Here is an 18,166-nt window from a genome sequence, read left to right on the forward strand (position 1 = left end):
TGCTGCTTCCCTTTGACTGATGACGGGACTCAGTGCGATGACGCAAGGAGGGAAGCTACCGTCGCAGACCCTCATGCGCTGAGGTGCCTCACCACTGGGGCTCGTCGCTGAACCCGCCGTAGTCGTCGAGGTCGGCGTCGTCGCGGCGGTAGCTCTCGCCGTCGCCGTTGCGCTTGTCGAGCTTGTCCTCCTTCTTGCTCTGGTCCTGCGGCGGGTCCGGCGGGTCGTCCTGCTGGTCAGGCCTGATAGGCGTCTTCGGGGTCAGCTTCTCCTGGAGGCGCTCCTCGACGGACTCACCCTGCTGGGACTGCTCGGGGCCCTGGCCGGCGTCGGTGGGGCAGTCGCCCTCCTTCAGCGTGGCGAGCGCCTCCTCGTAGGCAGCCTTCGCGCCCTGCTGGTTGCCGGCGTCGCGGGCGCGGTCGCCGATCGCCTCCTGGGTGAGCGACATGTTGATGCGTACGGTGCACTCGTGGTCCTCGGGCACCCGCTCCAAGGCCTCGCCGTAGTAGGCGATCGCGCGGGCGTTCTCGCCGAGGAGGAAGGCGGCGTTGCCGGCGTCGAAGTGGGCGATCCACGGCTGCAGGATGTTGAGCTCACGGTTGGCGGAGTAGTGCTCCATCGCGGTCGCGGCGTCGCGCAGGTCCCAGGCCTCGCGGCCCGCGCGGTCGTGGTGGCCCATCAGGATCACCTTCATCAGGAAGGCCAGCCCGATCACGACCGGCACGATCCCGGCCAGCAGGAGTGCGCGTCGCACCTGCTCGCGGGCGGTGCGTACGGGGGGCTGCGGCTCGGTGGCCTCGACGGGTGTTTCGGTCAGCGTCACGACAGCACCTCCTCGGCCTCGTGCCCGCGGCGGCGGTGGCCCCACAGTTCCCACAGCAAGAGTGCCAGCAGGGGGAAGCCGAAGATCCAGGCGCGGGACACCTCACCGCCGGCGGAGGTCTTCTCGGTGAGCATCTCCGAGTCCCAGGTGGAGGCCTCGGTGGCGATCTCCTTGGTCTCCTTCGTCGTGCGGTGAAGTGTCTGAAGACCCATCTGACCTGCGATCTCGCGCAGGTTGGCCAGGTCGATCCGGGAGCGGGCGTCCTGGCCCTCGCCGTCCTTGAGGTAGCCGTCCTGGGGGCGTTCGTCGTCCCACGGCATCCGGCCGCCCTCCTCGGTGCCGTAGCCGAGCACCACGCCGCCGGCGGAGAGGTCGTCGATCTCGCTGAACGACTGCTGGTCGACGCCCTCGCGGGTGTTCTCGCCGTCGGAGGCGAACACCACGATCCGGCGCCGCTCGGGGAAGCGCTCCTGGTCGCGCTCGAGCGCCGAGATGACCTCGTCACGCGGGGCGTCGACCATCGAGCCGGACCCGTCGAAGGCCCGCTCGGCGTAGAGACCGTCGACCCAGGCGTTGAAGGCGGTGGTGTCGTAGGTGAACGGCATCTCGGTGCGCACGACCTCGCCGCCGAAGGTGATCGCCCCGAACCGCACCGACGGCAGCGCCGCCGAGAGCGCCTTGAGGTCCTTCTTGAGCTGCGTCATCCGGGCCTCGCCGCCGGGCCCGTCCTCGGCGACCATCGACCGGGTGCGGTCGACCACGACGAGGACATCGAGGTCGGCCGTACGCATCTCCGACGGCGCCGCGCCCCAGCTCGGCCGCACCAGGACGATGACGGTGAGCAGGACGATCAGCACGCGGCGTACGAGCGTGAGGATCTGCCACCCCAAGGCGCTCATCGGCCCACCTCGCTCGGTGGGCGAGTCTGCTGGGGCCACGGGGCCGGCGGGGGAGTCGGGCGAGGCCGCGAGCCCGGGGACAGCCGCCCGGAGCGGACCAGGGCGTAGACCCACCCGGCGATCAGCATCAGGACCCCGAGGACGATCGTCGCGATCGGCCAGCCGGGAGCGTCGCGGACCTGGTACTTCGGCGGCTCGACGACCTCGTCGGCCGAGAGCCGGTCGATGCCGGCCAGGATCGACTCGATCGAGCCGTCGTCACCGAGCAGCGAGAAGGTGCCGCCGGTGTCGGTCATCGCCTTGTCGAAGGTGGCGCGCTTGTCCTCCTGGAAGCTGAGGTCGGCGGAGCCGATGCCGTAGAGCTGGACGTCGCGCTCCTTGGCGAACTCGGTGGCCTCGGGCAGCGAGTAGACCGGCGGCCCGCCCTGCGGGTCGTTGTCGGAGGCGACGATGACCGCCCGGCCGCGCTCGGGGTTGGACAGGTCGAAGCGCTTGACGCAGGAGACGATCCCGTCGCTGATCAGGGAGGCGCGCTCCTTGCCGAGGTAGGTGCCGGCGACGTACTCCTGGTCGCCGAGGGCGAAGGCCCGGCCGGCGCGGGCCAGCTCGTCCTGCACCCAGCCGTAGTCGTCGGTGAGGGGGAAGACGGTGACCGCGGCGTCGCTCCACAGGACCAGGCTGACCCGCTCGCCGTTGAGGCCGGCGACGAGCTGGGAGTAGGCCTGGGTGACCTGGGTGTCCTCGTCGAACATCGAGGTCGAGGCGTCCAGGCAGAGCACGATGTCGCGGGTGGAGTAGCGGTTCTGGGTGATGTCGGTGGTCTGCGGCCGGGCGATCAGCCAGATGCACCCGATCACGGCGAGCGCGATCCCCGCGGTCTGCCACCAGGACAGCCAGCGCTGCTGGGTCGCGAGCTCCCGGAACCGGGGGAGGCGCTTGAGGCGCTCGGTGTGGGCGACAAGCACGGCGTCGGCCGGGCGGCGGTGCACCCGGGCGGCGAGTACGACGATCGCGGCGACGGCGATCACCGTGACGACCAGCATGATCACGCCGAGGACGGGCCATCTCAGGTCCATGTCGTCACCACCTGCCGGGCCCGGCCCAGTGCCTCGGGGAAGCGCTCGGCTGCCTGGCCCTCCTCCTCGGAGGCGAAGGCGGGCGGGTACATCACCTCGACGGCCATCGCCAGGGGACGGGTGCGGGGGTCGCTGCGTACGGTCGCCTTCAGGTCGGCGAGGACCATCTTGTCGGCCGGGATCTGGCTGACCTCGGCGACGTAGTCGCGCACGGTGCGGCTGAGGTGCTGGTGACCGACCCGAGCCGGTACGTCGCCACGGTGCACCGCCCGCTCGATCCGGTCGATCTCGGCCAGGTGCTCGGCGCGCAGGTCGCGCGGCTCGGGGACCCACGGCGTCTCGACCTCGACGACCGTCCGGCGCTTGCGGGTCAGCAGGATGACGGCGAGGTAGTAGAGCGCCACCCCGGCGAGCAGCGCGAGCGCGAGCACCAGCCACCAGCCCGAGTGGGCCAGCGGCTGCTGGAACTCCTCGGGGACGCTACCGGCGCGCATGACGGTGCCTCTCCAGGAGATGGAAGACGGCGCCGATGGCGGTGGTGTCGTCGCGGACCCGCTGGTAGGCGATGCCGAGGCGGTCCAGCGTGCTGCGCAGGCCGTGCTCCTCGGCAGCGGCCAGCTCGGCGTACTGCGCCTGGAGGACCGCGTCGCCGCTGAGCCATCCCGGCAGGGCCGCGACGGTGTCGACGTCGACGGTCGGTGCGCCGCCGGCCACCGCGGTGGTGGGGTCGAGGTCGTCGATGCCCGCGACCAGCACCTCGTGCTGGACGGTGAGGCGGCGCAGGATCGCGGCCATCTCGTCGCTGACCGAGTGCTCGTCGGTGACGACGAGCAGGATCGCCCGGCGGCGTACGTTGGTGGCGATGTGGCGCAGGACGGCGACGATGTCCGCCTCGGCGGCGTCGGGGGTGATGGCGTCGTGCGCCTGCCCCAGCGCCCGCTCGAGCGCGACCTCGGTGTCGGCAGGCTTGGTGAGCTTCTGGGTCTCCGAGTCGCCGTAGGCGACCGCGACCTTGTCGCCGTGGCGCACGCCCAGCCAGCCGACCAGGCCGGCGGTGAAGATCGCCAGGTCGCGCTTGGTCGTGGTGCCGGTCGCCTGGGCCGCCATGCTCCGGCCCGTGGAGATGGCCAGCAGCACCAGATGCTGGCGCTCGGCGGTGAACCGCTTGACCAGCAGGCTCCGGGACCGTGCCGTCGCCTTCCAGTCGATGTCCTTCACGTCGTCGCCGGGGACGTACTCCCGCAGGTCGTGGAAGTCCATCGAGCGCCCTGTCTGAAGTGACGCGTACTCCCCGTCGAGCAGCCCGACCACCTTGCGGTGGGCATGGATCATCAGCCGCGTGCGGATCCGAGGAAGGTACGTCGCCATGTGCTCAGGGGAGATCAGGGGCTGGGAACAGCGCGGACCAGTGCGTCGACGAGCATCTCGGGCTGGACCTTCTCGGCCAGCGCCTCGAAGCTGAGGTGGAGCCGGTGGCGCAGGATGCTGTGGCGCAGCTCGCGCACGTCCTCGGGGGTGACGTAGGAGCGGCCGAGCAGCAGCGCCGCCGCGCGGGAGGCCTGCAGGAAGGCGATCGAGGCACGCGGGGACGCGCCGATCTCGACGTAGGAGCCGGTCTCCGGCCCGAGGAGCTGGCGGGCGTTGCGGGTGGCCTGGACGAGGGCGACGATGTAGCGCTTGATCGCCGGGTCGACGTAGACGCGCTTGGTCAGCTCCTGGAGCCAGATCACGTCGTCGGGGTCGGCGACCGGACGGGTCTCCTCGTGGTCGGGACCGAGCGTGCCGGCCTCGATGCGCTCCAGGACGATGAGCTCCTCGCCGTCGCTGGGGTAGTTGACGATCTCCTTGAGCAGGAACCGGTCCATCTGGGCGTGGGGGAGGACGTAGGTGCCCTCCTCCTCGATCGGGTTCTGCGTGGCGAGCACCATGAACGGGCGTGGCAGCGGGTGGACGTGGCCGGCGATGCTCGTCTGGCGCTCCTGCATCGCCTCGAGCATGGCGCTCTGGGTCTTGGCGGAGCTTCGGTTGATCTCGTCCAGCAGCACGAAGTTGGCATGGACCGGTCCGAGCTGGGTCTCGAACTCGTGGTTGCGCTGGTCGTAGACCTGGGTGCCGATGATGTCGCTCGGCAGCAGGTCGGGGGTGCACTGGATCCGGGAGAACTGTGCCTTCACCGTCTGGCTCAGCGTGCTCGCGGCAAGTGTCTTGGCCAGTCCGGGCACGCTCTCCAGCAGCACGTGGCCCTCGGAGAGAAGCGCGATCAGCAGCGCTGTCCTGAGCCGTTCCTGGCCGACCACACGGCTGCTGAAGGCGGTGCTGATCCGCCCGACGATCTCCTTCGCCCTGGCGATCTCCTCGGCGGACGGCGGGGCGAGGGTGGGTGCGGTGGTGGTCAAGGCGGCTCCAGAGGCGTCGGCTGTCGGTCCCATCCTTTCCTACCAGCGTACGGAACGCATCTGGGGCCCACTCGAAAGCCGTTTCCGGGCACCGTGAAGGGCCTCCGGCGGGTGGCCTGAACCACATATGTGGACAGAGAGTTCATATCTGTGGTTATATGGACACATCGTTCACATCAACTCATGAAGGACACCATGACCACCATCAACAACACCCGCGTCGCACTGGTCACCGGCGGCTCGGGCGGCATCGGAGCGGCTGTCGTCGAGCGACTGGCCCGCGACGGCTTCGCGGTCGCCGTGCACTACGCCGGCAACGCGGAGCGGGCCGAGAAGCTCGTCGCGGAGATCGCCGCGGCCGGCGGCCAGGCGATCGCAGTCGGCGGTGACGTCGCGGACGAGGTCGCGATGGCCGAGGCCTTCAAGGCCACCAGCGAGGCGTTCGGCGGCATCGACGTCGTCGTCAACACCGCCGGCATCATGGCCCTGAGCCCGATCGCGTCGCTGGACCTGGACGTCCTCGACCGGATGCACCGCACCAACATCCGCGGCACCTTCGTCGTCTCGCAGCTCGCCGCCAACCAGGTCCGTGACGGCGGCGCCGTCATCAACTTCTCGACCTCGGTCAAGAAGGTCGCGCTGCCGGGTTACGCCGCCTACACCGCGTCCAAGGGCGCTGTCGACGCACTCACCATGGTGCTGGCCAAGGAGCTCGCGGGTCGCGACATCACCGTCAACGCGGTCGCGCCGGGACCGGTCGCCACGCCGCTGTTCCTGGACGGCAAGGACGAGGAGACCATCGAGCGGATGGCCAACATGAACCCGCTGCACCGCCTCGGCACGCCCGAAGACATCGCCGAGGTCGTGGCCTTCCTCGCGGGCCCGTGCCGCTGGATCAACGGTCAGGTCGTGTACGCCAACGGCGGCATGGTCTGAGCCGCAGAGAACCCCACGAAGAACCCCAAGGAAGGACATCGTCATGAATCAGATCGTCGTCATCACCGGGGCCTCGAGCGGCTTCGGTGCCCTCACCGCCCGCGCGCTGGCGCGGGCCGGACAGACCGTCTACGCCGGGATGCGCGAGACCGGCGGCCGCAACGCCCCGGCGGTCCGGGCGGCGGCCGACTACTCGGCCGAGCACGGGGTCGACCTCCGCGCGATCGAGCTCGACGTCAACTCCCAGGACTCGGTCGATGCGGCCATCGCCCGGATCGAGGCCGACAACGGCCGCATCGACGTCCTCATCCACAACGCCGGTCACATGGTCGTCGGCCCGACCGAGGCGTTCACGCCCGAGCAGCTGGCCGAGCTGTACGACGTCAACGTGCTCTCGACCCAGCGGGTGAACCGGGCCGTGCTGCCGGGCATGCGGGCACGTGGTGCCGGCCTGGTGGTGTGGGTGTCGAGCTCCTCGGTCAAGGGCGGTACGCCGCCCTACCTGGCGCCCTACTTCGCCGCCAAGGCGGGCATGGACTCCCTCGCCGTCTCCTACGCCGGCGAGCTCGCCCGCTGGGGTGTGGAGACCTCGATCGTCGTGCCCGGCTCGTTCACCAGCGGCACGAACCACTTCGCGCACTCCGGCCGGCCGGCCGACACGGCGGTCGAGGCCGCGTACGAGACCCGCTACGCCGGGCTCATGGGCCAGGTGGCCGAGAAGCTCGCCGCGCTGGCTCCGGCCGACGCGGACGCCTCGATGGTCTCCGACGAGATCACACGGATCGTGTCCCTGCCGGCCGGTGAGCGTCCGTTCCGGGTCCACATCGACCCGGCGGACGACGGCTCGGAGGAGGTCTCCGACGTGGCTGATCGTGTCCGCCGCGAGTTCCTCACCCGTGTCGACCTCGCCGACCTGCTCACCGTCGCTCGGTGAGTCGTCTCGCTGCCGGCGCCCCATACACTGACTCACCGATCGACATCAGAAGGGTGAGGACATGACCGCCGAGGACGTTCCGCCGCGCCGAGGACGGGGTCGTCGGCCCGCCGACGAGGTCCGAGCCGACATCCTCGGCACGACGGGCGAGCTGCTCCTCACCGAGGGCATCGCCGACCTCACCTTCGACCGGGTGGCCCGGGTTGCGGGCGTCAGCAAGACCACGCTCTACAAGTGGTGGCCGTCTCGGGGTGCGCTCGCTCTCGATGGTTACTTCCACGCGGTCGAGGACACTCTGGCCTTCCCGGACACCGGCGACATCCGGGCCGATCTCCTCAGCCAGCTGCACGCCTTCGTCGCGCTGATGACCGAGACGGCCGGCGGTTCAGCGCTCCTCCAGCTGATCGGGGAGGCGCAGACGGACCCCGAGCTCGCGGCCGCGTATCGAGCCCTCTACTCCGCCGAGCGCCGCCGCCTGGCCGTGGAGCGCCTCACGGCCGCTCAGGAGGCCGGCCAGATCCGGCCGGACGTCGACGTACGAGTCCTCATCGACCAGCTCTGGGGATCGGTCTACCACCGGCTGCTCATCCCTGACGAGCCCGTCACCCGTGAGTTCGCCACCGCCCTGGTCGCCAACCTCATGGACGGCGTCGCAGCATCCTGAGGGAGTCTCAGAAGACGTTGCGGGGCCGGAACTGGACCGAGATCCGGGGGCCGGCGGAGGAGACCTTGGGGATGGCGTGCTCCCAGGTGCGCTGGCAGGAGCCGCCCATGACGACCAGGTCGCCGTGGCCCATCTCGATGCTCATCCCCTTGCCGCCGCCCTGGGGCCGCAGCGCCAGACGGCGCGGGTCGCCGACGGAGACGATCGCGACCATCGTGTCGTTGCTGCGGCCGCGACCGATCCGGTCGCCGTGCCAGGCGACCGAGTCGTTGCCGTTGCGGTAGTAGCAGCAGCCCGCGGTCACGAACGGCTCGCCGAGCTCGGGCAGGTAGTGGGCGGTGAGGCGGCCGCGGGCCTCGGCGAGCCGCGGATGGGGGAGCGGGTCGCCCTGGAGGTAGGTGTGCAGGAGCCGGGGTACGTCGACGACGCGGTCGTACATCTGCCGGCGCTCCTCGCGCCACGGGACGTCGTGGACCAGGGCCGCGAAGACGTCGTCGGGATCAGGCAGCCAGCCACGGGCGACGTCCACCCAGGCTCCGCGGTCCAGATGGATCCGCTCGTAGGTCGTCTCGGTGGTCTCGTCGTCGGTGGGGGCGAAGAGTGTTCCCTGGAAGTCCACTCTGGCAGCATACCTCGGGATCGAACATGTGTTCTAGCGAAATCCTGTATTCGGGTTTCGTTGCACCTGATCTGCCTCATCTCATTGCAATGTCACAACTTGACCAAACCCGGGACCGTACGCCATGTGTACACCTACGCTCTGCTCATGGTCCGGTCGGTCGACGGTGAGCGTTCGCTCAAGCACGTCCAGATCCGGGAGTACGTCCGGGAGCTGGTCATCGGGGAGAGCCCGGGTGCGTCGGCACCCTCGGAGCGCGAGCTGGTCCAGAAGTTCAGCGTCGCCAGGGCGACCGTGCGGCAGGCGCTCGACGCGCTCGTCGCCGACGGTCTGCTGGTCCGGATCCCGGGCCGGGGCACGTTCGTGGCGCGTCCGCCGCGGGCGCAGAGTCCGGTGCTCGGGTTCAGCGAGGAGATGGCTCGCCGGGGGATGCAGGCCTCCTCCGAGACGCTGCTGCTGGGCCGGGAGAAGGCCGGGCCCACGATCGCGCGTGCGCTGGCGATCAAGGAGGGCGCGGCCGTCGTCCACTGGCGCCGTCTGCGCCGCGGCGACGGGGTGCCGATCTGCATCGAGGACGTCTATCTCGACGAGACGATCGTGCCCGGGATGCTCGAGCGCACCACGCCGACCAGCCTCTACGCCGAGCTGGCCCGCCGGCACATGCGCCCGTCGTGGGTCGACGACACGTTCCGCGCCGATGTGGCCAACATCGAGGAGGCCACGCTGCTCGGCCTCTCGGTCGGTGTGCCCGTGCTCCGCAGGCAGCGGAAGTCGGTGGCGGGGGACCGCTACGTCGAGGTCTGCCGCTCGGTCTACCGCGCCGACCGCTACGCGCTGCACCTGCAGCTCGGCCCCTCCTGACGCCTGCGGCTCAGAGATCGCCGAGCGGGGCGACCACGTCGCCGCTCTCCTCGCACACCCAGATCGGGTCCGGGCCGCCCAGGTCGGGGGTGATGTGGAGCGAGTGCACCGGGGCCTCGGGCGGACAGAGCGTGCACACGGGCCAGCGCTCGGAGTTCTCGTCGAAGAGCACGTCCTGCACGTCCTGGGCGACCAGGCCGGCGACGTACGCCTTGCCCTCCGGCCACTGCTCCACCCACCAGCCGCGCTCGGTCATCGCGTCCTCGAGGGCTGAGACGGCCGCCGCGCCGGCGAGTCCGCGCGCATCGAGGTCATGGAGCACCTTCGCCCGAGCCTCGAACAGCACTGTCGTGTTCATCACCGACCATTCTTGCCCACCGGTCAAGGAGGCGAGGGTCAAGCGGAAGCGCTCGCGAATTGCGGAGCAATCGCCAACAATGCAGCCTGTGATTCTGATCGATCCGCCGAACGTGCCCAGTCGTGGCCGGATGTGGTCGCACCTGGCCAGCGACACCTCCTACGAGGAGCTGCACGCCTTCGCGAGCCGGATGGGGATCCCGGCCCGCGGGTTCGACCGGGACCACTACGACGTCCCGGCGGAGGCGTACGACGACATGGTCGCCGCCGGTGCGGTCGAGGTGACGTCCCGGGCTCTGGTCTCTGCCCTGCTTGCTGCCGGCCTGCGGCGCCGCAAGCCGCGCTAGGCGGGTGACTTCTCGCCCGGGAGCGGCGCCTCCGCCGTGGGCTTCGTCATCCGCCGCACGGTGAGCCAGATCGCTGCCGCGATGAGCAGGCCGAGCCCGCCGCCGAGGATGAAGCCGCCCTGCCAGCCGATCAGGTCGATGGCGAACCCGGCGGTGGGTGCGCCGACGGCGCTGCCGAGGGTGATGGCCGAGCCGTGCCAGCCCATCACCTCGCCGCGTACGGTCGAGGGGACGCGGCTGGTGATCGCCTCGAGCGCCGCGGTCAGGGTCGGCGCGCAGAAGAAGCCGCTGAGCAGGAGCAGCACGGCGAACGAGACCGGACCCCAGGCGAACGCGGTGAGCACCGTCGTTGCGCCCAGCAGGACGAGCATCACCGCGGCGGACGGGTGGCGGTTGAGCGCGCCGTAGACGAGCGCGCCGACCAGGGACCCGAGCGCCCAGATCGCCATCACCAGCCCGAGGAGGGCGGTGCGGTCGAAGTCGCGCATCGCGGCCACGGTGCCGAGGTCCTCGGCGATGAGGATGAGCGAGGCGGTGAAGGTGCCGGCGAGGAGGAGTACGACGCCCGGGCTCACCCACGACGGGAGTGCGAAGCGGCGAGCCGGGGCGCCGGAGTCGCTGGGGACCGCGTCGCTCGGCACGGCCGGCTCGCCCTCGGTGATGCTCGGGTTGAGCAGCCACAGCACGATGGCCGCGGCGATCCCGAGCCACTGGGTCACCAGCAGCGCCCACGAGGTGCCGAGGTAGCTGGCGCTGAGCACGCCGATCACCGGCCCGACCATGAAGGCGAGCTCCGTCATGATCGCGTCGGCGCTGAGCGCCGCGGTGCGCTGCCCGGGTTCGACCGAGCGCAGCACGACCTGGCGAACGATCGACCAGGACGGCACGGTGAAGAGCCCGGCGACGGCGATCAGCGCGATCAGCGGAAGGTAGCCGACCCAGGGAGCGATCGACCAGGCGATCGGGAGGATGGCCAGCGGCAGCAGGAGCGTACGCCGCAGCCCGAGGCGGTCGAGGAGACGGCCGAGCCAGGGCCCGGAGATCGCCATCGCGATCGCGAGCACCGTCGAGACCAGACCGGCCTCGGCGTAGGAGCGATCCAGGGGTCCGACCACGTGCAGGGTCACGATGACCGAGGACGCCGGCATCGGGACGCGCAGGAACAGGCCCAGCACGAGGATGCGGCGAACGTCAGGGATCCGCCACAGGTCGGCGTACGTCTGGAAGCTCACCGACGGATTCTGTCACCCCGGAGGGGTATGGAACCAATTGTTATCGATCGGGTGACAGGTATGGTGCGAGCGTCTCCAGCTCTGCCGAGATGTTGGCCCGCGCGGCGGCCTCCCAGCTGATCCGCGCGAAGGGTGTCGAGTAGAGCGACTCCTTCTCCAGCAGCCGCTCCAGGACCTGGGCGCGGCCGACCCGGAACTCCTCGTCGGAGAGGTGCTGATACTCCTCGCGGACGGTCGCGACGTACTCCTCGTAGCGCTCCGCCGGGGCCGCCAGGATCGCCAGATCGGCGTCGGAGAGCACTCGGCCGCCGTGGTCGTCGGGCTCCGGGTCGTGGGTCTCGGTCAGCCGCACCAGACGAGCGACCTCGGCGACCACGTCGGGGTCCAGGTGGGCGGCCAAGGCGTCCTCGGCCCAGGTGGCCGAACGTTCCTCGGCGTCGCGCTCCCCGTCGTAGACGGAGTCGTGGAAGAAGGCCGCCAGGATGACGGTCAGCGGGTCGAAGCGCTCTCCCTCCTCCCGCAGCTCCTCGATCCGGTCCAGCACCTCGGAGAGGTGCCGGCGGTCGTGGTAGCGGCGGGTCGGCTCGTCGTACGCCGCCAGAACCTCACCGAGAAGGTCGGTCGCCTCTGGCAGCGGCCAATGTCGAGGGAGCTCCATGGGCCAGAACGCTAGCGTCAGGCGTGGTAGGCGCGCACCCACCTGGTGTGCGGGTTGCCCGCGATCTTCTCCAGCGTCGTGGGCGGAACGCTGGTCACATCGGTGACCACGAAGCCGGTCTCGCCGCTGGTGGCCAGGTACTGACCGGTCACGTTGACACCCTCGGAGGCGAGCAGGTTGTTGAGCTCGGCGAGCACTCCGGGGACGCTGTCGTGCAGCAGCGCGAGCCGCGAGCCCCCGGCCATCGGCGGCGGCTGGACGGCCGGCAGGTTGACGCTCAGGGCGGTCGAACCGGCGCCGACGAAGTCGCGCAGCTTGCCGGAGACGAACCAGCCGATCTCCTCCTGGGCCTCCTGCGTGGAGCCGCCCACGTGGGGGGTCAGGATGACGTTGTCGAGGCCCTGCAGCGGGCTCTCGAAGGCGTCCCCCTGGGCCTTGGGCTCGATCGGGAAGACGTCGAGCGCGGCACCGGCGATGTGTCCGGACTCGATGTGCTTGCGCAGCGCGTCGTTGTCGACCAGGAAGCCGCGCGCGGCGTTGATGAAGAGCGAGCGCGGCTTCATCTTCGCGAACTGCTCCTCGCCGAACATGCCCAGGTTGCCCGGACGTCCGTCGATGTGGATGGAGACCACGTCGGCCTCCTCCAGGAGCGCATCGAGCGACTTCATCCGGCGCGCGTTGCCGTGGGCGAGGCGGTCGGCGATGTCGTAGAAGATGACGTACATCCCCAGCGCCTCGGCGACGTTGGACAGCTGGGTGCCGATGTTGCCGTAGCCGATGATGCCGAGCGTGCGGCCGCGGACCTCGTGGGAGCCCTTGGCGGACTTGTCCCAGACGCCGGCGTGCATCTTCTCGGTCTTCTCCGGCAGCCGCCGGGCCAGGGAGATGATGTAGCCGATGACCAGCTCGACGACCGAGCGGGTGTTGGAGTAGGGGGCGTTGAAGACGGCCACGCCACGCTCCGCCGCCCCGGCCAGGTCGACCTGGTTGGTGCCGATGCAGAAGCAGCCGATCGCCTTGAGGTCGGTGGCCGCGTCCAGCACTCGCGGGGTGATGTGGGTGTTGGAGCGGATGCCGAGCAGCGTCACGCCGGGCAGGTCGGCCACCAGCTCGTCCTCGGAGAGGGACTTGCTGCGCAGCTCGACCTCGAAGCCGGCCTTCTCGAGGTTCTCGACAGCGACGGGATGGATGTTCTCCAGGAGCAGCGCCTTCATGGCTCAAGCCTAAGGCGCGCGGCGTACGCCTCCTCAATCGCGCCCGAGGGCCGGACGCCGGTCCGTGGCGGTTCTCAGGACCAGTAGATGACCACGCCGTCGCCGATGTTCACCTGGTCGTAGAGCGAGGTGATGGCGCCGTAGTCGCGTACGTTGACGCAGCCGTGGGAGGCGCCGTTGTAGCCGTTGGCGGCGAAGTCGGGGGAGTAGTGGACCGCCTGGCCGCCCGAGAAGAACATCGCGAACGGCATCGGCGTCTTGTAGATGGAGGAGACGTGGTCGCGGCTCTTCGCGAAGACCGAGAACTGGCCCTCGCGGGTGGGCAGCTCCTGCGAGCCGAAGCGCACCTCGACGCTCATCTGCACCGTGCCGCCGACGACCCAGCGCAGCATCGAGGTGGACTTGTCGATGCACATCACCCGGCCGGTCAGGCAGCGCGGGTCGAGCTTGCCCGCCGGGACCGGGGGCGGGGCGTTGGTCAGCTCGGCCTCGGTCGGCTCGCGGGTCATCGCGTGGAGCCGGTCAAGCGTCGTCTGGTCCACGAACCCGGTCACCGCGATGCCGCGCTTGGCCTGGAAGCCGGAGACGGCCTCGGTGGTGACGTTGCCGTAGAACCCGGTCACGCCGGCGTTGAACCACCCGATCTGCTTCAGGCGCGCCTGCAGGTCACGTACGTCGTCGCCGCTGTCGCCCTTGCCGAACAGTCGCGGGCCCGAGGTGGGGGCCGGCTTCGGCTTGGGCTTCGGCTTCGCGCTGGGCGTCGGTGTCGGCGTGGCGCTCGTCGACGGGCTCGCCGCCGAGGAGGAGGGGGCGGTCGAGGCGCTGGCCTCGGGGGCGGCGGCCGGCTCGGTGGCGCATGCCGCGAACGTGGTTGCCAGCAGGGCGGCGAGCGCCCCCGCGATCATTGCCCGCTTGACCATCTTCATCGCCTCGCTCCGGACCATGGCCCTTCAGGTTAGATCGGGCCGACGACATACTGATGCCCGAACGGGGTCCTCCGGTTGCATTTCTTCGGGAGATGTCCCGCGTGACGGGACGATCTCAACGAGATGGTCGAGCGAGGCCGCTGAACCAGCGGCGCAGGGTCCGCTTCAGCCGGTGTCGCGCGCCGTTGCAGGCGACCAGCGGCAGCACGAGACCGGCCCGGTCGGCGTCGGCCAGCTCGCGCAGCAGGATCTCCGCGGCCACCCGGGTGTCGTCGCCGGCGTCGTGCGCCTTCAGCTGCTCGACCGCGTAGTAGGCGGCGATGGTGGCCAAGGACTTGTCCGGCACGTCGAGGGCGAGCGCCTTCGCGAACCGCATCGTGCACAACCAGTCCAGGACCTCGAGCCGCACCCCTGCACGGTCGGACTCCACCGCCACGAACGCCCAGTCGAACGCGGCGTTGTGGGCCACGAAGACCCGGCCGGCGAGGCGCTCGGCGATCGTGGCGGCGACGTCGCGGAACGGCGGGGCCCCGGCGAGATCGGCGGTGGTCAGGCCGTGGACCTCGACCGGTCCCGGGTCGACGCCGGCACCTGGGTTGACCAGCGTCTCCCACTCCGACTCCGCAGTGCCGTCGGCGGCGATCTGGCGGATCGCCACCTGGATCACGCGGTCGCGGTAGGGGTCGAGCCCGGTGGTCTCGACGTCGAGGACCGCGAAGCCCCGTCGGTTGCCCCGGGCTTCGCTTCGGCCGCGCGATTCGGTGGTGGTCACGGTGCTGACGCTATCGGTGAGCACCGACACTCGAGCCGGGCCCGTCAGATCGTCAGCGCCACGATGCCGGCGATGACGAGCAACAGCACCACCAGGACGGCGACCAGCGCGAGCACGCCGGGCTTCTTCTGCTTGACGTGCCCGATCGCGCCCTTCTGGAACGTCGTGGCCGGCGCGGCGTAGAAGACCGGGACGGTCTGTCCCTCGGCGACGTCGAAGCTCAGCGACGCCCTACCGAACTTCCAGGTCCACTGGGTGTACATGTCGACGTTCCAGTGGCCCGGCGGCACCGGGAAGACGTTGCGGCCGTACCGGGTCGGCATCTGGTGGCCGTTGAGGAGCACCGTCGGCACGATCATGTTCGAGGTCATGTGACTGCCCTGGATGGTCAGGTCGATCCACCCCACGGGCGGCTGTCCGGGCACTGGCTGGCCCGGCTGGTCCGGCATCGTCATGGGCGCATCATGCCCGATCGGGCAGAGGCGTCGCCGATCAGATGTCGACGCTCCCGCCGTCGCGCCAGTAGAAGCCGCCCTCGCGCATCATGAACCCCTCCTCGTAGAGGTAGCGGCGCAGCGCGGCGACGTCCTCGTGGAAGCGGCCCAGGATCTCGTTGACCTCCCGCTCGGGATAGACCTTCCCGAGCTCGAAGGACTGCGCGAGCTGGTTGAGCACCACCAGCTTCTTGACGTGCTTCGACGGGATCGTGAGCAGCCGGCCGTCCTTGCCGAAGAACCGTCTCAGGGTCTCGGCGTCGTCGGGTCGGGGCTGCCAGGTCGCGCGGGTCACCCTTCCATCGTGCGCGCCGGGCGCCCGCGATGCGAATGGTTTCTCCGTCGCCGTGCTCGGGCGACGAGGTCGCGGGCGGCAGCCTCCCACTCGGGGAGCTCGAACTCGAAGCCCGCCTCGAGCAGCCGTCCCGGGGCGACGCGACGGCTCTTGAGGAGCAGCTCGGTGTCCGAGCGCATCACCCAGGCGCCGATCTCGGCCATCCAGGCGGTGGCGGGCAGGCCGATCGGCATCCCGGCCTCCTTGCGGAGCACGCGCATCAGCTCGCGCTGGGGCAGCGCGACCGGGGCGGCCAGGTTCACCGGCCCGGAGATGTCGGCGCGCTCGATGAGCAGGTCGCAGGCGCGTACGAAGTCCCGCTCGTGGATCCAGGAGACGAACTGCTCGCCCCCGGCGACCGGGCCGCCGAGGCCGAGGCGGGCCATGGTGAGGAGTACGTCGAGGACACCGCCCTTGTCGGGGCTCATCACCATCGCCGAGCGGAGCGCCACCTTGCGGGTGTGCGGTGTTGCCGCCGCGGCCTGCTCGGCCTCCCAGCTCTTGGCGATGCGCGTCGAGAACTCCCAGTAGCCGGGGACGTCCGGCTCGTCGCCGCCGATGATGCCGGTGGCCTCGTCGTTGGGCGCGTCGAAGCGGTGGGCGTAGATCGTCGCGGTGCTCATCTGCAGCCAGACGTTCGGCGGGTGGGCCGCCCTGGCGATCGCCTCGCCGACGACCCGGGTCGACTCGACCCGCGAGTCCATCATCTGCTTCAGGTTGGCCTCGGTGTAGCGGCAGCTGACCGTCCGGCCCGCGAGGTTCACCACCACGTCCGCGCCGTCGATCTCCTCGGCCCACGGACCGATCGTCCGGCCGTCCCAGACGCGATGGCGTACGCCGGCCTCCAGCTGCTCCGGGTGGCGGGAGAGCGCCACGACCTCATGTCCGCGCGTGCTCCACGCACGCCGCAGCACGCCTCCGACCTGGCCGGTTCCTCCTGGGATGACGATCTTCATGGGGTGACCATAGAACTGATTTGAGCGATCGCTCAAGGTCTGCGCTACCTTAGATTTGAGCAATCGCTCAAATCGACTCGAGGAGGCGTACGTGGCTGGTCGGATGTGGTCTGTGTTCTGGGCGTTGTGCCGGTGGTGGTTCTTCGGAGCCGTGCTCGGTGTCGTCGTCGGGGGAGCCGTGGGGAGCGTCATGGTGCCGGTCTTCGGGACGCTCATGGGCGCTTGTTACGGCGGCTTCGTCGGCGCCGTGGTCGGACTGATCGCCTCGGCACTGGTCGCGCCGGCCGTGCTGCTGCCGTCGTCGCCGGTCTTCGACCGGGTCTGGCCCGGCCTCGTGGGGTTCGGGATCACCTTCGCGCTGGGGTTCGCGATGTTCGTCGAGAACGAAGGGCGGGGCGTTGCGGGTGAGAACATCGGCGCCCTGCTCGCCATCGCCGGCCTCTCCGGGGCGGTGGCGGCCTGGTTCGGAGAAGCCGTCACGCGCGGCGTACGGATCCCGCTCCCGGACATGGTGATCGGAGCCGTCGCCCTCGGCATGGTCTGCAGCATCTCGAGCGCCGTGGTGGGCCTGTCGGATACCGGGCCGTCCGAGCCGGGCCTCGTCGCCGTGGTCATGCTGTTGGCGCTCGCCTGCGGGGGCATACTCGGCTGCGTGCTGATCCTCTTCGACCTGCTCGTCACCAAGGAGCCCGCCGCAGAATGAACCCCACCAAGGCCAAGCTGATGTCGGCGGTCACCGACCTGCTCAAGGAGGACGGGATCGCCGGCGTCTCGGCGCGGGCGGTCGCCGACCGGGCGGGGGTCAACCAGGCGCTGGTCTTCTACCACTTCGGAACCGTCATGGACCTGGTCGACCAGGCCTGCCGGGCAGCGACCGACGAGGCGGCGGCGTCCTACCGCGACGAGCTCGCCGAGGTGACCTCGCTGAGCGAGCTGCTGGCGCTAGGGCGGGTTCTCCACGAGCGGGAGCGAGCCGCGGGCAACATCACGGTGATGTCGCAGCTGCTGGCCGGTGCGCAGCGGGACAAGACGCTGGCCGAGACCGGTCGCTACGCGATGGGCCGGTGGAACGAGGAGATCGAGGCCGCGGTCGCCCGTGCGCTGGAGGGGAGCCCGGTCGAGAGCGTCGTGGACGCGCCCGGCCTGTCGCGCGCGATCAGCTCGGCGTTCGTCGGCCTGCTCATGTACGACGGGGTGGACCGCCCCGGCGCCGATTCGGCCTTCGCCGCCCTCGAGCAGCTCGGCTCGCTCGTCGAGGTCATCGAGGATCTCGGCCCGGCGGCCCGGCTCGTGCTCCGCTCCCGGCTCAAGGGCCGCGGCTAGCGCCGACCCGTCTCCACCCGCCGGTGCCTGGTCCCGCGGGCTCAGACGAGGGTGATGGACACGAGCGCGCGGTCGCCGACCTGGAGGTCCTCCTTGCGGCGTACGGCCTTCTTGATCGGCAGCGCATAGCCTTCCTGACCTGGGAAGACGGACGTTCTCCAGATGGTCGTGCCGATCCGCGCCTCGACCCTCACCGAACCGAAGCCGCGGGGCGGGCCGGTCGCGACCGACGCCTCCCGGATCTCCTCGGTGACCTCGGGCGGAGCGGTCACGAAGATCCAGGCATCGGTCTCGCCCTTCCACGGCCACAGCTCGGCCTCGAACTCCCAGGTCTCCATGCGCTCA

Annotated in this window: 24 protein-coding genes; 7 read left to right on the forward strand and 17 right to left on the reverse strand. The window is 70.3% G+C overall.

Features of this window, described 5'->3' with window-relative positions; all coding sequences use genetic code 11:
* Positions 1–88 precede the first annotated feature (88 nt).
* Genes HD557_RS03110 through HD557_RS03135 form a run of 6 tightly spaced genes read right to left on the reverse strand, consistent with a single transcriptional unit; the run spans position 89 to position 5,194 of the window.
* Positions 89–823, reverse strand: coding sequence for a hypothetical protein (locus tag HD557_RS03110; RefSeq protein ID WP_196872787.1), 735 nt, complete (start codon positions 821–823; stop codon positions 89–91).
* Positions 820–1,722 carry a VWA domain-containing protein gene (locus tag HD557_RS03115; RefSeq protein WP_196872788.1) on the reverse strand — a complete coding sequence of 301 codons (903 nt, stop codon included), beginning with the start codon at positions 1,720–1,722 and terminating at the stop codon, positions 820–822. The genes HD557_RS03110 and HD557_RS03115 overlap by 4 nt, the downstream gene beginning before the upstream one ends.
* A complete protein-coding gene (locus HD557_RS03120; RefSeq protein WP_196872789.1) occupies positions 1,719–2,798 on the reverse strand; it encodes a vWA domain-containing protein in 1,080 nt (359 codons plus the stop codon). The genes HD557_RS03115 and HD557_RS03120 overlap by 4 nt, the downstream gene beginning before the upstream one ends.
* Positions 2,789–3,292, reverse strand: coding sequence for a hypothetical protein (locus HD557_RS03125; RefSeq protein ID WP_196872790.1), 504 nt, complete (start codon positions 3,290–3,292; stop codon positions 2,789–2,791). Before HD557_RS03125 ends, HD557_RS03120 begins: the two co-directional genes overlap by 10 nt.
* Entirely contained in the window at positions 3,279–4,166 is an 888-nt protein-coding gene (locus HD557_RS03130) for a DUF58 domain-containing protein (RefSeq protein ID WP_196872791.1), read from the reverse strand. The genes HD557_RS03125 and HD557_RS03130 overlap by 14 nt, the downstream gene beginning before the upstream one ends.
* Positions 4,167–4,180: 14 nt before the next feature.
* Positions 4,181–5,194: an AAA family ATPase gene (locus HD557_RS03135; RefSeq protein ID WP_008360887.1), complete on the reverse strand. Its 1,014-nt coding sequence runs from the start codon at positions 5,192–5,194 to the stop codon at positions 4,181–4,183.
* A 195-nt stretch (positions 5,195–5,389) separates the two neighbouring features.
* Here HD557_RS03135 and HD557_RS03140 point away from each other — a divergent pair, with 195 nt between their 5' ends.
* The 3 genes from HD557_RS03140 to HD557_RS03150 all read left to right on the forward strand — a co-directional run bounded on the left by HD557_RS03140 (position 5,390) and on the right by HD557_RS03150 (position 7,728).
* On the forward strand, positions 5,390–6,130 hold the full coding sequence (locus HD557_RS03140) for an SDR family oxidoreductase (RefSeq protein WP_231380157.1): 741 nt from the start codon (positions 5,390–5,392) through the stop codon (positions 6,128–6,130).
* A gap of 43 nt (positions 6,131–6,173) precedes the next feature.
* On the forward strand, positions 6,174–7,064 hold the full coding sequence (locus HD557_RS03145) for an SDR family NAD(P)-dependent oxidoreductase (RefSeq protein ID WP_196872792.1): 891 nt from the start codon (positions 6,174–6,176) through the stop codon (positions 7,062–7,064).
* Between the two features lie 61 nt (positions 7,065–7,125).
* Positions 7,126–7,728, forward strand: coding sequence for a TetR/AcrR family transcriptional regulator (locus HD557_RS03150; RefSeq protein ID WP_196872793.1), 603 nt, complete (start codon positions 7,126–7,128; stop codon positions 7,726–7,728).
* A 7-nt stretch (positions 7,729–7,735) separates the two neighbouring features.
* On the opposite strand, the gene HD557_RS03155 is transcribed toward HD557_RS03150, so the two are convergent.
* Positions 7,736–8,347, reverse strand: a complete 612-nt coding sequence (locus HD557_RS03155) for an alpha-ketoglutarate-dependent dioxygenase AlkB (RefSeq protein ID WP_008360896.1) — start codon at positions 8,345–8,347, stop codon at positions 7,736–7,738.
* A 126-nt stretch (positions 8,348–8,473) separates the two neighbouring features.
* Between HD557_RS03155 and HD557_RS03160 the strand changes: the two genes are divergently transcribed.
* The gene (locus HD557_RS03160) at positions 8,474–9,208 is read left to right on the forward strand and encodes a GntR family transcriptional regulator (RefSeq protein WP_008360897.1); all 735 of its coding nucleotides are present in this window, start codon (positions 8,474–8,476) and stop codon (positions 9,206–9,208) included.
* Between the two features lie 10 nt (positions 9,209–9,218).
* Here HD557_RS03160 and HD557_RS03165 read toward each other — a convergent pair whose 3' ends face one another.
* Complete coding sequence (locus tag HD557_RS03165; RefSeq protein ID WP_008360899.1) at positions 9,219–9,566, reverse strand: hypothetical protein; 348 nt, start codon at positions 9,564–9,566, stop codon at positions 9,219–9,221.
* 79 nt (positions 9,567–9,645) lie between these two features.
* Here HD557_RS03165 and HD557_RS03170 point away from each other — a divergent pair, with 79 nt between their 5' ends.
* Positions 9,646–9,912 carry a DUF4031 domain-containing protein gene (locus tag HD557_RS03170; RefSeq protein ID WP_008360901.1) on the forward strand — a complete coding sequence of 89 codons (267 nt, stop codon included), beginning with the start codon at positions 9,646–9,648 and terminating at the stop codon, positions 9,910–9,912.
* Here the strand turns inward: HD557_RS03170 and HD557_RS03175 are convergent.
* The 8 genes from HD557_RS03175 to HD557_RS03210 all read right to left on the reverse strand — a co-directional run bounded on the left by HD557_RS03175 (position 9,909) and on the right by HD557_RS03210 (position 16,498).
* Positions 9,909–11,144 carry an MFS transporter gene (locus HD557_RS03175; protein ID WP_196872794.1) on the reverse strand — a complete coding sequence of 412 codons (1,236 nt, stop codon included), beginning with the start codon at positions 11,142–11,144 and terminating at the stop codon, positions 9,909–9,911. The genes HD557_RS03170 and HD557_RS03175 overlap by 4 nt on opposite strands.
* 40 nt (positions 11,145–11,184) lie before the next feature.
* On the reverse strand, positions 11,185–11,802 hold the full coding sequence (locus tag HD557_RS03180) for an HD domain-containing protein (RefSeq protein WP_050800895.1): 618 nt from the start codon (positions 11,800–11,802) through the stop codon (positions 11,185–11,187).
* A gap of 17 nt (positions 11,803–11,819) precedes the next feature.
* Positions 11,820–13,016 (reverse strand): phosphoglycerate dehydrogenase, encoded by a 1,197-nt coding sequence (gene serA, locus HD557_RS03185; RefSeq protein ID WP_008360907.1) that lies wholly within the window; start codon positions 13,014–13,016, stop codon positions 11,820–11,822.
* Positions 13,017–13,090: 74 nt separating this feature from the next.
* Positions 13,091–13,960 (reverse strand): L,D-transpeptidase family protein, encoded by an 870-nt coding sequence (locus tag HD557_RS03190; RefSeq protein ID WP_196872795.1) that lies wholly within the window; start codon positions 13,958–13,960, stop codon positions 13,091–13,093.
* 97 nt (positions 13,961–14,057) lie between these two features.
* Positions 14,058–14,714 (reverse strand): exonuclease domain-containing protein, encoded by a 657-nt coding sequence (locus HD557_RS03195; RefSeq protein ID WP_196872796.1) that lies wholly within the window; start codon positions 14,712–14,714, stop codon positions 14,058–14,060.
* A 44-nt stretch (positions 14,715–14,758) separates the two neighbouring features.
* On the reverse strand, positions 14,759–15,169 hold the full coding sequence (locus tag HD557_RS03200) for a hypothetical protein (protein ID WP_008360912.1): 411 nt from the start codon (positions 15,167–15,169) through the stop codon (positions 14,759–14,761).
* Positions 15,170–15,206: 37 nt separating this feature from the next.
* Positions 15,207–15,503, reverse strand: coding sequence for a DUF2087 domain-containing protein (locus HD557_RS03205; RefSeq protein WP_196872797.1), 297 nt, complete (start codon positions 15,501–15,503; stop codon positions 15,207–15,209).
* Positions 15,500–16,498 (reverse strand): TIGR01777 family oxidoreductase, encoded by a 999-nt coding sequence (locus tag HD557_RS03210; protein ID WP_196872798.1) that lies wholly within the window; start codon positions 16,496–16,498, stop codon positions 15,500–15,502. Before HD557_RS03210 ends, HD557_RS03205 begins: the two co-directional genes overlap by 4 nt.
* A 91-nt stretch (positions 16,499–16,589) precedes the next feature.
* On the opposite strand from HD557_RS03210, the gene HD557_RS03215 reads away from it, so the two are divergent.
* Positions 16,590–17,201: a hypothetical protein gene (locus HD557_RS03215; protein ID WP_196872799.1), complete on the forward strand. Its 612-nt coding sequence runs from the start codon at positions 16,590–16,592 to the stop codon at positions 17,199–17,201.
* On the forward strand, positions 17,198–17,821 hold the full coding sequence (locus tag HD557_RS03220) for a TetR/AcrR family transcriptional regulator (RefSeq protein WP_196872800.1): 624 nt from the start codon (positions 17,198–17,200) through the stop codon (positions 17,819–17,821). The genes HD557_RS03215 and HD557_RS03220 overlap by 4 nt, the downstream gene beginning before the upstream one ends.
* A gap of 41 nt (positions 17,822–17,862) precedes the next feature.
* Here HD557_RS03220 and HD557_RS03225 read toward each other — a convergent pair whose 3' ends face one another.
* Positions 17,863–18,159, reverse strand: a complete 297-nt coding sequence (locus HD557_RS03225) for a DUF1905 domain-containing protein (RefSeq protein WP_008360921.1) — start codon at positions 18,157–18,159, stop codon at positions 17,863–17,865.
* Between the last annotated feature and the right edge of the window lie 7 nt (positions 18,160–18,166).

Source organism: Nocardioides luteus, assembly GCF_015752315.1.
Taxonomy (GTDB): Bacteria; Actinomycetota; Actinomycetes; order Propionibacteriales; family Nocardioidaceae; genus Nocardioides.

Bases quoted from the DNA above. Each gene is read 5' to 3' on its own strand.
- HD557_RS03220 (WP_196872800.1), top strand. From the start codon at position 17,198: ATGAACCCCACCAAGGCCAAGCTGATGTCGGCGGTCACCGACCTGCTC.
- HD557_RS03190 (WP_196872795.1), bottom strand. From the start codon at position 13,960: ATGGTCCGGAGCGAGGCGATGAAGATGGTCAAGCGGGCAATGATCGCG.
- HD557_RS03145 (WP_196872792.1), top strand. From the start codon at position 6,174: ATGAATCAGATCGTCGTCATCACCGGGGCCTCGAGCGGCTTCGGTGCC.
- HD557_RS03165 (WP_008360899.1), bottom strand. From the start codon at position 9,566: ATGAACACGACAGTGCTGTTCGAGGCTCGGGCGAAGGTGCTCCATGAC.
- HD557_RS03120 (WP_196872789.1), bottom strand. From the start codon at position 2,798: ATGGACCTGAGATGGCCCGTCCTCGGCGTGATCATGCTGGTCGTCACG.
- HD557_RS03115 (WP_196872788.1), bottom strand. From the start codon at position 1,722: ATGAGCGCCTTGGGGTGGCAGATCCTCACGCTCGTACGCCGCGTGCTG.
- serA (WP_008360907.1), bottom strand. From the start codon at position 13,016: ATGAAGGCGCTGCTCCTGGAGAACATCCATCCCGTCGCTGTCGAGAAC.
- HD557_RS03200 (WP_008360912.1), bottom strand. From the start codon at position 15,169: ATGACGATGCCGGACCAGCCGGGCCAGCCAGTGCCCGGACAGCCGCCC.
- HD557_RS03225 (WP_008360921.1), bottom strand. From the start codon at position 18,159: ATGGAGACCTGGGAGTTCGAGGCCGAGCTGTGGCCGTGGAAGGGCGAG.
- HD557_RS03170 (WP_008360901.1), top strand. From the start codon at position 9,646: ATGCAGCCTGTGATTCTGATCGATCCGCCGAACGTGCCCAGTCGTGGC.
- HD557_RS03125 (WP_196872790.1), bottom strand. From the start codon at position 3,292: ATGCGCGCCGGTAGCGTCCCCGAGGAGTTCCAGCAGCCGCTGGCCCAC.
- HD557_RS03140 (WP_231380157.1), top strand. From the start codon at position 5,390: ATGACCACCATCAACAACACCCGCGTCGCACTGGTCACCGGCGGCTCG.
- HD557_RS03150 (WP_196872793.1), top strand. From the start codon at position 7,126: ATGACCGCCGAGGACGTTCCGCCGCGCCGAGGACGGGGTCGTCGGCCC.
- HD557_RS03210 (WP_196872798.1), bottom strand. From the start codon at position 16,498: ATGAAGATCGTCATCCCAGGAGGAACCGGCCAGGTCGGAGGCGTGCTG.
- HD557_RS03130 (WP_196872791.1), bottom strand. From the start codon at position 4,166: ATGGCGACGTACCTTCCTCGGATCCGCACGCGGCTGATGATCCATGCC.
- HD557_RS03180 (WP_050800895.1), bottom strand. From the start codon at position 11,802: ATGGAGCTCCCTCGACATTGGCCGCTGCCAGAGGCGACCGACCTTCTC.